The sequence below is a fragment of the Sphingomonas sp. M1-B02 genome (assembly GCF_026167525.1).
In the GTDB taxonomy this organism is placed as follows: Bacteria; Pseudomonadota; Alphaproteobacteria; order Sphingomonadales; family Sphingomonadaceae; genus Sphingomonas.
Map to the genome: position 1 here is coordinate 2953686 of NZ_CP110679.1, position 12091 is coordinate 2965776.

At 67.1% G+C, this 12091-nt stretch carries 14 protein-coding genes; 3 read left to right on the forward strand and 11 right to left on the reverse strand.

Annotation, left to right across the window (positions count from 1 at the left end):
• Position 1: 1 nt before the first annotated feature.
• The gene (locus tag OKW87_RS14190) at positions 2-439 is read left to right on the forward strand and encodes a CoA-binding protein (protein ID WP_265540480.1); all 438 of its coding nucleotides are present in this window, start codon (positions 2-4) and stop codon (positions 437-439) included.
• Here OKW87_RS14190 and OKW87_RS14195 read toward each other — a convergent pair.
• From OKW87_RS14195 to OKW87_RS14215, 5 genes are all read right to left on the reverse strand, one after another.
• A complete protein-coding gene (locus OKW87_RS14195) occupies positions 407-1456 on the reverse strand; it encodes a winged helix-turn-helix domain-containing protein (protein WP_265540482.1) in 1050 nt (349 codons plus the stop codon). The two genes, OKW87_RS14190 and OKW87_RS14195, sit on opposite strands and share 33 nt — an antisense overlap.
• A complete protein-coding gene (locus OKW87_RS14200; RefSeq protein ID WP_265540484.1) occupies positions 1453-2571 on the reverse strand; it encodes a class V aminotransferase in 1119 nt (372 codons plus the stop codon). Before OKW87_RS14200 ends, OKW87_RS14195 begins: the two co-directional genes overlap by 4 nt.
• Complete coding sequence (locus tag OKW87_RS14205; protein ID WP_265540486.1) at positions 2568-3332, reverse strand: tryptophan 2,3-dioxygenase; 765 nt, start codon at positions 3330-3332, stop codon at positions 2568-2570. The genes OKW87_RS14200 and OKW87_RS14205 overlap by 4 nt, the downstream gene beginning before the upstream one ends.
• Before the next feature lie 160 nt (positions 3333-3492).
• Positions 3493-4308 (reverse strand): 2,3,4,5-tetrahydropyridine-2,6-dicarboxylate N-succinyltransferase, encoded by an 816-nt coding sequence (dapD, locus tag OKW87_RS14210; protein WP_265540488.1) that lies wholly within the window; start codon positions 4306-4308, stop codon positions 3493-3495.
• Positions 4305-4973 carry a pyrimidine 5'-nucleotidase gene (locus OKW87_RS14215; RefSeq protein ID WP_265540490.1) on the reverse strand — a complete coding sequence of 223 codons (669 nt, stop codon included), beginning with the start codon at positions 4971-4973 and terminating at the stop codon, positions 4305-4307. The genes dapD and OKW87_RS14215 overlap by 4 nt, the downstream gene beginning before the upstream one ends.
• A gap of 65 nt (positions 4974-5038) precedes the next feature.
• Here OKW87_RS14215 and OKW87_RS14220 point away from each other — a divergent pair, with 65 nt between their 5' ends.
• Complete coding sequence (locus OKW87_RS14220; RefSeq protein WP_265540491.1) at positions 5039-6025, forward strand: LLM class flavin-dependent oxidoreductase; 987 nt, start codon at positions 5039-5041, stop codon at positions 6023-6025.
• Here OKW87_RS14220 and OKW87_RS14225 read toward each other — a convergent pair.
• From OKW87_RS14225 to OKW87_RS14245, 5 genes are all read right to left on the reverse strand, one after another.
• The gene (locus OKW87_RS14225) at positions 6022-6330 is read right to left on the reverse strand and encodes a type II toxin-antitoxin system RelE/ParE family toxin (RefSeq protein ID WP_265540492.1); all 309 of its coding nucleotides are present in this window, start codon (positions 6328-6330) and stop codon (positions 6022-6024) included. The two genes, OKW87_RS14220 and OKW87_RS14225, sit on opposite strands and share 4 nt — an antisense overlap.
• Entirely contained in the window at positions 6330-6578 is a 249-nt protein-coding gene (locus OKW87_RS14230; RefSeq protein WP_265540495.1) for a type II toxin-antitoxin system ParD family antitoxin, read from the reverse strand. Before OKW87_RS14230 ends, OKW87_RS14225 begins: the two co-directional genes overlap by 1 nt.
• Before the next feature lie 47 nt (positions 6579-6625).
• Positions 6626-7978, reverse strand: a complete 1353-nt coding sequence (locus tag OKW87_RS14235; protein WP_265544134.1) for a sensor histidine kinase — start codon at positions 7976-7978, stop codon at positions 6626-6628.
• A 121-nt stretch (positions 7979-8099) separates the two neighbouring features.
• A complete protein-coding gene (locus OKW87_RS14240) occupies positions 8100-8771 on the reverse strand; it encodes a response regulator transcription factor (protein ID WP_265540496.1) in 672 nt (223 codons plus the stop codon).
• A gap of 34 nt (positions 8772-8805) precedes the next feature.
• A complete protein-coding gene (locus tag OKW87_RS14245) occupies positions 8806-9120 on the reverse strand; it encodes a hypothetical protein (protein WP_265540498.1) in 315 nt (104 codons plus the stop codon).
• Positions 9121-9223: 103 nt separating this feature from the next.
• Here OKW87_RS14245 and OKW87_RS14250 point away from each other — a divergent pair, with 103 nt between their 5' ends.
• Positions 9224-11014 carry an ABC-F family ATP-binding cassette domain-containing protein gene (locus OKW87_RS14250; RefSeq protein WP_265540500.1) on the forward strand — a complete coding sequence of 597 codons (1791 nt, stop codon included), beginning with the start codon at positions 9224-9226 and terminating at the stop codon, positions 11012-11014.
• Here OKW87_RS14250 and OKW87_RS14255 read toward each other — a convergent pair.
• Positions 11011-12024 carry a sensor histidine kinase gene (locus tag OKW87_RS14255; protein ID WP_265540502.1) on the reverse strand — a complete coding sequence of 338 codons (1014 nt, stop codon included), beginning with the start codon at positions 12022-12024 and terminating at the stop codon, positions 11011-11013. The two genes, OKW87_RS14250 and OKW87_RS14255, sit on opposite strands and share 4 nt — an antisense overlap.
• Between the last annotated feature and the right edge of the window lie 67 nt (positions 12025-12091).

A 12091-nucleotide genomic window follows, 5' to 3' on the forward strand; every position in this document is an offset into this window, starting at 1 on the left:
GATGCCGCTGACATGCGACGAAGATATCAAGGCGCTGCTCGAGGAGACCCGCACGATCGCACTGGTGGGCGCATCGGATCGCCCTGACCGGCCGAGCTATGGCGTGATGGCCGCGCTGCAGCGGCACGGCTACCGGGTCATCCCGGTCAACCCGCAGATCACCGGCGAGCATGTCCATGGCGAGTTCGTGTTTCGCGAGCTTGCCCAAATCGGCGAGCCGATCGACATGGTCGATATCTTCCGCCGCTCTGGGGCGGCAGGCGATGCGGTGGATGCCGCGATCGCCGCGGGCGCCAAATCGGTGTGGCTGCAGATCGGGGTGATCAACGAAGAAGCCGCCGCGCGCGCCGAGGCGGCGGGGCTCAAGGTGGTGATGGATCGCTGCCCGGCGATCGACATTCCGCGGCTAGGCGTCGCGCCGGTGCCTGCGCCAGAATAGGATCGCGCCGACGACGCACAGCCCGAACAGGAAGCCCTCGGTGCCCGCGGTGATCGTCTGGGCGACCGGGCCGAAGCTGGCCTCCCCCAGCATGCGCCCGATCGAGTCGAGCCGCAGCCGCGATTGATCGAACAAGGCGGCCACCGCGCTGAGGCTGCCGCCCATCAGCCGGCCACCGCCCAGGCAGGCGAGCACGCCGCCGGCGCCGCAGCCGACGCCCGCGCCGATCGCCGCGCGCCAGCCCGGCGCGTCGAGCCCGCCGCCCAGCCGCGCGCCTGCGGCAAGCGCTACCCCCAGGATCGCGCCCTCCAGCCCGCCGGTGATCTGGCTCGGCGCGCGGCCGAACAGCAGGTGCAGGCTGTCATTCCCCAGCATGTTGAACGCGCCGCCGACCACCAGCCCGCCCACGCCTGCGCCGAGCAGGCTGAACAGCCAGTCGCGCCGCGCGACGAGGCTTGCCGCGGCCATGCCGAAGCTCACCCCCAGCCCGCCGAGCAGCCCGACGATCAGGGTTAGCACGATCAGCACGAACAGGATCGAAAGCGCGCTGCCGTCGCTACCCACTGCTGCGAGGCCATAGATCACCCCGCCGACCGCGCCGGCGAAGGCGCCGCCCAGCGTGCCCGCGGTGGCCAGCTGCAAGGGGGTGGCCAGTTGCCGGGGCGGGGTCGTCGTAACCGGCGCCGGCGCGCGCGGGCTTACCTCGGCGATGAAGCGATAGCCGCGCTTGGGGACGGTCTCGATATAGAGCGGGTCGCTGTGCAGGTCGCCGAGCGCCTTGCGCAGGCTCTTGATGCACTGGGTCAGCGCCTCGTCGCCCACAGTCATGCCGCGCCACACCTCGTCGAAGAAGCGATCCTTGTCGACCAGCCCGCCGGCATTGCGCACGAGCAGCACGAGCGCGTCGAAATAGCGTGGGTTGACCGCCACGCGCTCGTCGCCGCGCCAGAGCTGCTTCTCGCGCTCGTCGAGCCGGAAGTCGCCGAAGCTATGGACCGGTCCTGCGCCCATGCTCATCCCCGCCGCGCGCAATAACCGAGCGCCTCGATCAGGCGATCGACGTCGGGCGCGTCCTGATAGAGGCCGAAGCCGATCCGCAGCACGTCGCCGCGCACGTCGGTGATGATCTCCTCTTCGGCCAGCATTGCCTGCCACGCCGCCGCCTTCGGGCTGCGCAGCGCCACGAAGCGGGCAGGGGAGCCGGGATTGACCAGCGCGGCCTCGATCGGCAGCTCGGCCAGCAGCTTCGCGCGGAGCCCGTCGACATGCGCGGAGATCGCCGCGGTCGTCAGGCCTTCGTGGCGCAGCATGTCGCGGACCGCGACGAAGCGGTAAATGCCCGAGGGATCGAAGGTCGAGCCCATGAAGCGCTGCGCGTCCGGGGCGTAACCGACGATGCCGGGCGGCAGCGAGAGGTCGTCGAACTCGGCATACCAGCCGGTGATTTCGGGCCGCGCGCCATAGCCGGGCGGGGCGTGGAGGAAGGCGGCGCCTTCGCCCGCCATCGCATATTTGTAGCCGCCGGCGAGATAGAAGGTCCGGTCGGCGATGGCCGACATATCGGTCTCGACGCTCATGAAGCCGTGATAGCCGTCGATCACCACCCACGGGCCCTCGGGGCTAGCGAGAGCGGCCAAAGCTTCGAGCCCCTCGAACACAAGCCCGGTGCCGAACTGGACATGGCTGGCGAAGATCAGGTCGTGCCCGCCCCGTTGCGCGGCCTCAAGCAGCTGCTCCATCGGCACGCGATCGACCGTGACGCTGCCCGCTTCTTCCCAGCGCAGGCTCTGGCGGCGGAAGCTGTGGAATTCGCCGTCGCTCGCCAGGATTTTCAGCGGTCGGCGGGGAAGCGCGGACACGATCCGCAGCAGCAGATCATGCGTGTTGGGCGCGAAGACGATCGTCGCCGGATCGGGCAGGCTGAGCTCGGCGGCGACATAGCGTTGCGCGGCGGGCCAGATCTCGCTCAGCACCCGATCCCATTTGCGATCGGCGAGGCGCACCGCATCCTGCCAGGCGGCAAGCTGGCCGACAAAGGAGGCGTCGGGCCAGAGATGGTGGCTGTGCGCGGCGAAATGGAGCCGCTCGGGCGCCGCCGCGAAGGCGCGCTGGAAGAGGTGCTTCCAGCTCATAATTGCGTCCGCAGCGACCACAATTCTGGAAAGGCGCGCTTGACCAACGTGGATTCGAGATAGGGCACGCCCGCGGTGCCGCCGGTTCCGCGCTTCATGCCGATGACGCGGCTGACGGTGAGGACATGCTTGTGCCGCCAGGTGGCGAGCGCATCGTCGATATCGACCAGTTTCTCGGCGAGCTGGTAGAGCTCCCACTGGCCGCTCGTGTCGCGATAGACGTTGGCCCAGGCGTCCTCGACCGCTTTGCTGGGCACATAGGGCTGGGCCCAGTCGCGTTGGAGCGCTTCTTGCGGAACGGCGAAGCCTGCGCGGGCGAGCGCGGCATTGGCTTCGTCCCACAGGCTCGGCTCCTTGCCCGCGGCATCGGTGAGCGGTCCGGGGACGCCGCCGCCGCGGACGCCCAGCATCGTCTCGACCGCGCGGAACTGGTCCGACTGGAAGCCCGAGCTGGTGCCGAGCACTTCGCGGAAGCGGGTATAGTCGCTGGGCGTCATCGTCGCGAGGACGTCCCAGCTGAGCGTCATCACCGCCTGGATCCGGCTGACCCGGGCGAGCGACTTATAGGCTTCGACCGGCTTGTCGGCCCGGACCAGCGCGATCGCGTGGCGCACCTCGGCGATCGTCTGCTTGAGCCAGAGCTCCTTGGTCTGGTGGATGACGATGAAGAGCAGTTCGTCGTCGCGATCCGAGATCGGGTGCTGGGCGCTCAGGAGCTGGTCGAGCCCGAGATAGCGGCCGTAGGTCATGGGCTCGGTCATGGCTTAGCTTCGCACTTTTCGCGTGTTTCGTGAAATTCCGTTGCGCGCCGTTGTTACTTCGTTGCGGCCGGTGCGCGCGCCGGTGCGTCGTCGAATCTTCAGGTTGAGAAAGAGCAGGGCCATGATCTCAGAGGAAATCCTATTTTACCAGCCCGGCGGCTCAATCCCGCAGCAGTTCGTTGATCCCGGTCTTGCTGCGCGTCTGCGCATCGACGGTCTTGACGATCACCGCGCAGTAGAGGCCCGGGCCGCCATTCTTGCCGGGCAGCGTGCCCGGCACCACCACCGAATAAGGCGGGACGACGCCACGATGCACTTCGCCGCTCGCGCGATCGACGATCTTGGTCGATGCGCCCAGATAGACCCCCATCGAAAGCACCGCGCCTTCGCCGACGCGCACGCCCTCGGCCACTTCGGCGCGGGCGCCGATGAAGGCGCCGTCGCCGATGATCACCGGATCCGCCTGGAGCGGCTCGAGCACGCCGCCGATGCCGACGCCGCCCGAGAGATGGACGTTGCGCCCGATCTGCGCGCAGCTGCCGACCGTCGCCCAGCCATCGACCATCGATCCTTCGCCGACAAAAGCGCCGATATTGACGAAGCTGGGCATCAGCACGACGCCCTTCGAGATGAAGGCGCCGTGGCGGACGATGCTGCCGGGGACCTGGCGGAAGCCGGCGGCGCGGAAGCGGGCGTCGTCCCAGCCGGCGGTCTTGAGCGGGACCTTGTCAAAGCCGGCACCTCCCGCTGGACTGGGCATGACGGCATTGTCGTTGAGGCGGAAGGACAGGAGCACGGCCTTCTTGAGCCACTGATTGACTTGCCAGCCTTCGCCCACCGGCTCGGCAACGCGGGCCTGGCCGCTGTCGAGCAGGTTTAGCGCTTGCGTGACCGCCTCGCGGACTTCGCCCTGGGTGGCGAGGTTGAGCTCGGCACGGGCTTCCCAGGCGGCGTCGATGGTCGATTCGAGAGTCACGCGCGGTTCTCCAGGATATCGTGGAGCCAGGCTCCCAGGTCGGTGATGCTATAATCGATGAAGCTGCGATCGTTATCGTCGCTCTGTTCGGAGCCGTTGTCGATCCAGACGGTGGTCATTCCGATCGCCTTGGCGGGCTTGAGGTTGCGCGCCATATCCTCGACGAACAGGCTCGCCGTCGGATCGATGTCGAACGCCGTGCACAGGCCGGCATAAGCGAGGGGATCGGGCTTGGGGCGATATTCGGTCGAGTGGATGTCGTGGACGGCCTCGAACAGGTCGTGGAGCCCCAGCCGTTCGAGCACCTTCACGGCATAAGGCGCGTTGGCGTTGGTGAAGACGAGCTTGCGGCCGGGCAGCCGGACCAGCGCCTCGGCAAGCGCGAGATTGGCCTCGATCCCGCTCAGATCGACGTCGTGGACCGCATCGAGATAGTGATGCGGATCCACGTCATGCTCCGACATCAGGCCGTGCAGCGTCGTGCCGTGGCTGTGGAAATAGCCCTTCTGGATGCGATGCGCTTCCTCCGGGCCGCAATCGAGCAGCGTCTGGACATAGGCGCCGATCTTCGCGTCGATCTGCGTCCACAGGTCGCCGCTGGCCGGATACAGGGTGTTGTCGAGATCGAAGATCCAGTTGTCGATATGCGATAGCTCGGCTTTCATGCGGCGGCGTTAAGCTGCGTCATCGGGGGTGGCAAGGGCGGCGCGGGGCCACCATCTGATAGTCCATGACCGCATATGCACTGCTCGATCTCGTCCCCGTCGTCCAAGGCGGCACTGTCTCCCAGGCACTCGCCAACGCCGCCGATCTCGCGCGCCACGCCGAGCAATTCGGCTTCTCGCGCTACTGGGTGGCCGAGCATCACGGCATGGAGGGGATCGCCAGCGCCGCCACTGCGGTGGTGATCGCGCATGTCGGCGCTGCGACCTCGACGATCCGGGTCGGCGCGGGCGGGATCATGCTGCCCAACCATTCGCCTCTCCAGGTCGCCGAGCAGTTCGGCACGCTCGATGCGCTCTTCCCCGGTCGGATCGACCTGGGGCTGGGCCGCGCGCCGGGTTCGGACCAGCGCGTCGCGCATGCGATCCGCCGTAGCCTGGAGAGCGATTCCAACGCCTTCCCGCAGGACGTGCTCGAGCTGCAAAGCTATTTCGCGGATGACGGCAAGACCGGCATCGTCGCAACGCCGGGCGCCGGTGCCCACGTCAAGCTGTGGATCCTCGGCTCCAGCCTGTTCGGCGCGCAGCTCGCGGCGATGCTGGGGCTGCCTTACGCCTTCGCCTCGCACTTCGCGCCCGGGCTGATGGACGAGGCGGCCGACACCTATCGCCGCGGCTTTCGGCCCTCGGCGGTGCTCGACAAGCCGCATCTGATGCTCGGCTTCAATGTCTTCGCCGCCGACAGCGACGAGGAAGCGGAGTATCTCGCCACCTCGCAGCAGCAGGCCTTCGTCGCGATCCGCACCGGGCGCGGCATCAAGCTGCCGCCGCCCGTCCGCGGCTATCGCGAACGCCTCGGCGCGCAGGGCGAGGCAATGCTGGGGCAGGTGTTGTCGGCCTCGGCGATCGGCAGCCCGGAGACGGTATCGCGCCAGCTCGCGGCGTTCATCGAGCGGACGGGGGCGGACGAGCTGATGCTCACCAGCGCGATGTTCGATCATGATGCGCGCAAGAAGAGCCTGACGATCGCGGCGGAGGCGATGCGGGGGCTTTAGTTGCGGCCGCCAAAACGCGCATCAAGGTCGCGCGCGCCAACCAGAACGCTAATGATTTCGATCGCATCGCCGTTGTAGCGAAAGAAGATCACGTAGTTTCCGAAAGGGGTGCTGCGAAGGTCCTGCCGAAGCTCAGGTCGTGCAGTTCCTAGCGTTCCCGGAATGCCCGCCAACGTACGGCATCGATCCCGCAGCTTCTCGTCGAACGCAATCGCTGCTTCGGCGTCAGAGGTTCGTTCAAGGATGTGCGAGGCTATGGAATCAAGATCGTCTTCGGCGCTTGCGGCATAACGCAGCCGCCGCATTATCCGCCGTTCGCCTGCTTCCAGCGATCGATCGTTGCCCGCACCCGTGCGCCGACCTCCTCGTCGGTACGCCACTCATCCCGCTCGATCGATGCGTTGATCGTATCCCGCAGCCCCGCCAGCTTCGCCTCCCGTTCCTCAACAAGGCGTAGGCCAGCGTTGACGACGTCGCCGCTCGTTTCGTAGCGACCGGCCTGCACCAGCGTATCGACGAAATCTTGCCAATGCGGGTCCAACGAGATGTCCATCACGATCTCCTACCAGTAAGATAATCGATTGCGGAGATTGCACAATATTAGTTCGCCGCCGGCAGCCTTAGCCGCACCATCAAGCCCCCAAGATCCTCGCTCTCCTCGAGGCTCACCGTGCCGTCGTAAATCTCCGCAACGTCGCGGACGATCGCCAGGCCGAGCCCGGTGCCGGGCTTGCCGGTATCGAGCCGCACGCCGCGGTCGAAGATGCGGATACGGTCGGCTTCGGGGATGCCGCGGCCGTCATCCTCGACCAGTATCTCGACGAAGCCGGCCTGCGCACCCACCGTGATGAACACGCTGCCGCCGCCATATTTTGCGGCATTCTCGACCAGATTGCCGAGAATTTCGTCGAGATCCTGCCGCTCGATATGCGCGATCAGATTCTTCTCGCCGTCTACGTCGATCCGGACATGCGGATAGAGCCGCGCGACTGCGCGCTCGACGGCCTCGATCGAGGGCCAGACCGGCGCGCGGCTGTGCGCGCTGCCGCGGCGGCCGACGGCGCGGGCGCGGGCGAGATGATGATCGACCTGGCGGCGCATCGTCCGCGCCTCGCGCACCACCGTCGTGGCGAGATCGTCGGACCCGGCCGAGGCGGCGTTCATGATCACGGTGAGCGGGGTCTTGAGCGCGTGGGCCAGATTGCCGGCGTGGCGGCGCGCTTCCTCGGCCTGGCGGTCGTTATGCTCGACCAGGGCGTTGAGTTCCTCGACCATCGGCGCGATCTCGGCGGGCATCCGGTCCTCGATCCGCTTCGACTTGCCGGCGCGCAGCCGGGCGATCTCCGAGCGCACCTTTCGCAGCGGCAACAGGCCATACCAGGTCTGCAGTCCGACCATGATGATCAGCCCCAGCCCAAGCAGTGCGAAGCTGCGCACCAGCGTGCGGCGGAGCGCGTCGATCTGCGCGTCGAGCGTCTCGCGGCTCTGTGCCACCTGGAATTTCCAGCGGATCGGCGAGCCGGGCAGCCGCAGATCGCGCTCCGCGATGCGCAGCCGCTGGTTGCCCGGATCGTTCGGATCGCGCTCCAGCGTGCGCGGACCCGTGTCGACGAACTCGTCGCTATTGTAGATGTGCAAGTCGCGGTCGTCATGGACCTGGTCGACGCGCAGCTTTCGGTCCCAAAGCGAGCGCGACGGAAAGGGCTCGAAACCCTTGCCGCTGATCTGCCAGTAGGCGCCCGAATTGGGCTCGAGGAAGCGCTGGTCGGCCAGTTCTCGATTGAGCACCACTTCGCCATTCGGCCCCAACTCGGCCGAGACGATCATCGAGGTCAGCAGATAATCCAGCTGCTCGTCGAAACTGCGGGTGATCGCCGTGCTCAGCACGCGATCGAGCGCATAGCCGCCGCCGACAAGCAGAATCAGGATCCATGCCGCCGCGATGAAGATCATCCGCCGGCTCACCGACCCCGTGGCGCGCACATAGCGGCGCGGCTGGGGCTCTAGCGGTGGGATTTCGGGTTGCGGCACGGGATCGGCCACGCAATCAGTCTCCGATCGGCCTCGACGGGGCTCAGCTGGTTCCCGCGGGTTCCTCGAGGCTGTAGCCCAGCCCGCGGATCGTGGTGATGACGTCGGCGCCCAATTTCTTGCGAATGCGCGTGACGAAAACTTCGATCGTGTTGGAATCGCGATCGAAATCCTGGTCGTAGATATGCTCGATCAACTCGGTGCGGCTGACGACCTTGCCCTTGTGGTGGAGCAGGTAGCTCAGGAGCTTATATTCCTGTGCGGTGAGCTTCACCGGCTCGCCGGCCTTGGTGACCTTGCCGCTGCGCGTATCGAGGCGGATGTCGCCCGCAATAAGCTCCGCGGACGCATTGCCCGACGCGCGGCGGATCAGCGCGCGCAGGCGGGCGATCAGCTCCTCGGTCTGGAACGGCTTGGCGACATAATCGTCGGCGCCCGCATCGAGCCCGGCAACCTTGTCGGACCAGCTGTCGCGCGCGGTCAGCACCAGTACCGGGGTGGTCTTGCCTTCCTTGCGCCAGCGATCGAGCACGGTCAGCCCGTCAATCTCGGGCAGGCCGAGATCGAGGATGATCGCGTCATATTCCTCGGTGCTCCCCAGGAAATGGCCTTCCTCGCCATCGACCGCCAGATCGACGGCATAGCCCGCGCCTTCCAGCGCGTTGCGCAGCTGCTGGCCCAGATTGGGCTCGTCCTCGACGATCAAAAGTCGCATGATTTCCTGTCCCCGTCCTGCGTCGTTTCGGCGCTCAATCGCCGGTCCGGCGGACGATGCGGCCGGTGCGACCGTCTACCTCCACCCAGATGACCGATCCATTGCGCAGGAATTTGAGCGTGTAAATGTCCGTCGCGGGATCGAAATCGAATCCGAGATATTGCGAGCCCGGCACGCGCGGGACCACCCGGCGCTCAATCTCGCGCACGGGGAGATTCTGGCCCTGCTGGCGGCGCTGGCTGGCGGCGTCCTGGCCATGGTCCTGGCCGTCGCGCGCAGGCTCCGCCGCGACGCCGCCGGCAAGCGTCGTGGCTGCCAGGCACGCAGACAGAACCGTTTTCACCAGCATTCTCATCGGTCTCGCATAGGGGCGGTGCATTGAATAGCCCCTGAACGCGCTTGTCAGGCCTGCGTAACTTGCAGGCAACACTCGCTCCGCCTAGGTGCGCGGCATGGCTGCACCTGTACTTGCATATGAGGGCCTCGGATTGGTCCAGGGCTCCGGCTGGCTGTTCCGCGGGCTCGATCTCTATATCGGCGCGCGCGACCGGCTGGCGCTGATCGGGCGCAATGGTGCCGGCAAGTCGACTCTGCTGCGGCTGATCGCCGGGCGGATCGACTCGGACGAAGGCCGCCGGACGATCGTGCCGGGCACGCATGTCGTGCTGCTTGAACAGGATCCGCAGGTCACCGGTTTCGATACCCTGCTCGATTTTGCGCTCGCGGGGGACGATGCGCCCGTGCGGCACGAAGTGGAGGCGATCGCGGGCCAGCTCGGCATCGACCTCGAGCGCGAGGCGGCGACCGCCTCGGGCGGCGAGCGGCGGCGCGCGGCGATCGCGCGCGCGCTGGCGCAGAATCCCGACGTGCTGCTGATGGACGAGCCGACCAACCATCTCGACATCGCCGCGATCGACTGGCTCGAAAGCTGGCTGGGCCGCTACACCGGCGCCTTCGTCGCGATCAGCCATGACCGCACCTTCCTCACCCGGCTGACCAAGCAGACTTTGTGGCTCGATCGCGGCGCGATCCGCCGTGCCGAGATCGGCTTTGGCGGGTTCGAGGCGTGGACGGAGACCGTCTATGCCGAGGAGGAGCGCAACGCGCAGAAGCTCGACGCCAAGCTCAAGCTGGAGGAGCATTGGCTGCTCCGCGGCGTGACCGGGCGGCGCAAGCGCAACCAGGGCCGGCTGACCAAGCTGCACGAGATGCGCGCCGAACGCGCGTCGATGCTCGGCCCGGCGGGTGCGGCCAAGCTCGCGATCGGATCCGACGGCGCGCAGACCAAGGTCGTGATCGACGTGAAGGGCGTGACCAAGCGCTTCGGGGCCGGAGAGACTGCGCGCACGATCATCGACAACCTCACGCTGCGGGTAACCAAGGGCGACCGCGTCGGCATCGTCGGCGCGAACGGCGCGGGCAAGACGACCCTGCTCAAGCTGCTCACCGGCGAGTTGGAACCCGACGCGGGCGGCATCCGCCTCGCCAAGACGCTCGACAAGATCTTCATCGACCAGCAGCGCAGCCTGATGGACCCTGCCAAGACCGTCCGCGACGTGCTGACCCAGGGCGGCGAGTGGATCGACGTGCTCGGCGCCAAGAAGCATATCCACGGCTATCTCAAGGAGTTCCTGTTCGAGCCGGGCCTCGCCGACGCCAAGATCGGTACGCTTTCCGGCGGCGAGCGTTCGCGGCTGCTGCTCGCGCGCGAATTCGCCCGGCCGTCGAACCTGCTGGTGCTCGACGAGCCGACCAACGATCTGGATCTCGAGACGCTCGATCTGCTCCAGGAAGTCATCGCCGATTATGAAGGCACCGTGCTGATCGTCAGCCACGATCGCGACTTTCTCGATCGGACGGTCACGGTTACGCTGGGGCTCGACGGTTCGGGAAAGGTCGATGTCGTCGCGGGCGGCTATGCCGATTGGGAGCGCCAGCGCCAGCCCCGGTCCGCGGCGCGCAAGGCCAAGCCCGCGCCCGCTGCCGTGGCCGCGCCCAAGCCCAAGGCGGCCAAGCTCAGCTACAAGGATCAGCGCGACTATGATCTGCTGCCCAAGCGGATCGAGGAGATCGACGCCCAGATCGTCCGCGACGAGGCGACGCTGGCCGATCCGGCGCTCTACACGCGCGATCCCGCGAAGTTTGCGAGCCTGAGCGACGGGATCACCGCGTTGCGCGCCGAGAAGGATGCCGCCGAATTGCGCTGGCTCGAGCTGGCGGAACAGGTCGAGGCGCTGGGCTAAGCTTCGAGATCGACGACCACGGTGGTGCCGCCGGGGCCGCTCTTGGTGGTGACCTTGCCGCGGGCCTGGCGAGCGAAGCCGTCGATCAGGCGCCGTCCCAATCCGCCCTCGCGACCCTTGGTCTGCGCGGGTGCCGGCGTGCCGCAGCCGTCGTCGCGCACCGTCAGCCGCCATCCCGGCGCATGGGCCTCGAGGCGGACGTGAATAGCCCCATGATCGCGCCCCGCGAAGGCGTGCTTCGCGGCGTTGGTCACCAGCTCGTTGATGATGAGCCCCACCGAGACCGCCCGGTCGCGCGGGAGCGCCGCCGGCTCGGACTCGCACTCCAGCGTGATCGCCCCGCGCAGGAACAGCGCCTCCGAAAGCGCCGTGCACAATTCGTGGAGATAAGCCGCCATGTCGACCGTGCCCGGCGCCGCCGCCCCGCGATAGAGATGGCGATGCGCGCGCGCGATGCTCTCGACCCGGGCGAGCGCGCCGGCCAGCGCATCGGCGGTCTCGCCATTGCCCGCGCGGCGCCGCTGCATTTCGAGCAGCGACGCGACCAGCGTGAAATTATTCTTCACCCGATGGTCGAATTCCTCGAGAAACAGGTCGCGCTCGGCAATTTCCACGTCGCGCTCGGCCGCCGCCTGGCGCACCGCGCGGCGGAACAGCTCGGCAATCAGGACGATGGTCAGCGCACAGCCCAGCGCCACCGCGATCGCCGCGCCGTCCTTCGACGTGCCGAGTCGAAAGCCGCCCATCGGGGTCAGCGCGAAGTACCAGAAATAGAGGATGCAGAGCGATGCGGTCATGATCCCGGCCGGCCAGCGTCCGAACAATGTGGCGATCAACACTGCGGGAAAGGTGAGCGCGAACGGCGCGGCGGTCGGCGCGATGATATCGATGCCGACACGGATGATCGCTGCGCCCCCCGTGACGAGGAATGCCAGCAGTATCTGCGTCACCCAGGCCGGCGCATAGGGCGCCAGCCGTTCGGGCAGATCAAGTTCCCCAATTCGCCCCATTACCATCGAATGAGGCGCGCGTTACTGAACGCCTGTCAAGCGAAGGCTTTAGACGACTAACTTCGAT

Coding starts and splice junctions, on each gene's coding strand:
- OKW87_RS14255 (WP_265540502.1), bottom strand. CDS start 12,024: ATGGGGCGAATTGGGGAACTTGATCTGCCCGAACGGCTGGCGCCCTAT.
- OKW87_RS14235 (WP_265544134.1), bottom strand. CDS start 7,978: ATGATCTTCATCGCGGCGGCATGGATCCTGATTCTGCTTGTCGGCGGC.
- OKW87_RS14245 (WP_265540498.1), bottom strand. CDS start 9,120: ATGCTGGTGAAAACGGTTCTGTCTGCGTGCCTGGCAGCCACGACGCTT.
- OKW87_RS14190 (WP_265540480.1), top strand. CDS start 2: ATGCCGCTGACATGCGACGAAGATATCAAGGCGCTGCTCGAGGAGACC.
- OKW87_RS14250 (WP_265540500.1), top strand. CDS start 9,224: ATGGCTGCACCTGTACTTGCATATGAGGGCCTCGGATTGGTCCAGGGC.
- OKW87_RS14240 (WP_265540496.1), bottom strand. CDS start 8,771: ATGCGACTTTTGATCGTCGAGGACGAGCCCAATCTGGGCCAGCAGCTG.
- OKW87_RS14205 (WP_265540486.1), bottom strand. CDS start 3,332: ATGACCGAGCCCATGACCTACGGCCGCTATCTCGGGCTCGACCAGCTC.
- OKW87_RS14225 (WP_265540492.1), bottom strand. CDS start 6,330: ATGCGGCGGCTGCGTTATGCCGCAAGCGCCGAAGACGATCTTGATTCC.
- OKW87_RS14215 (WP_265540490.1), bottom strand. CDS start 4,973: ATGAAAGCCGAGCTATCGCATATCGACAACTGGATCTTCGATCTCGAC.
- OKW87_RS14220 (WP_265540491.1), top strand. CDS start 5,039: ATGACCGCATATGCACTGCTCGATCTCGTCCCCGTCGTCCAAGGCGGC.
- OKW87_RS14230 (WP_265540495.1), bottom strand. CDS start 6,578: ATGGACATCTCGTTGGACCCGCATTGGCAAGATTTCGTCGATACGCTG.
- OKW87_RS14200 (WP_265540484.1), bottom strand. CDS start 2,571: ATGAGCTGGAAGCACCTCTTCCAGCGCGCCTTCGCGGCGGCGCCCGAG.
- OKW87_RS14195 (WP_265540482.1), bottom strand. CDS start 1,456: ATGAGCATGGGCGCAGGACCGGTCCATAGCTTCGGCGACTTCCGGCTC.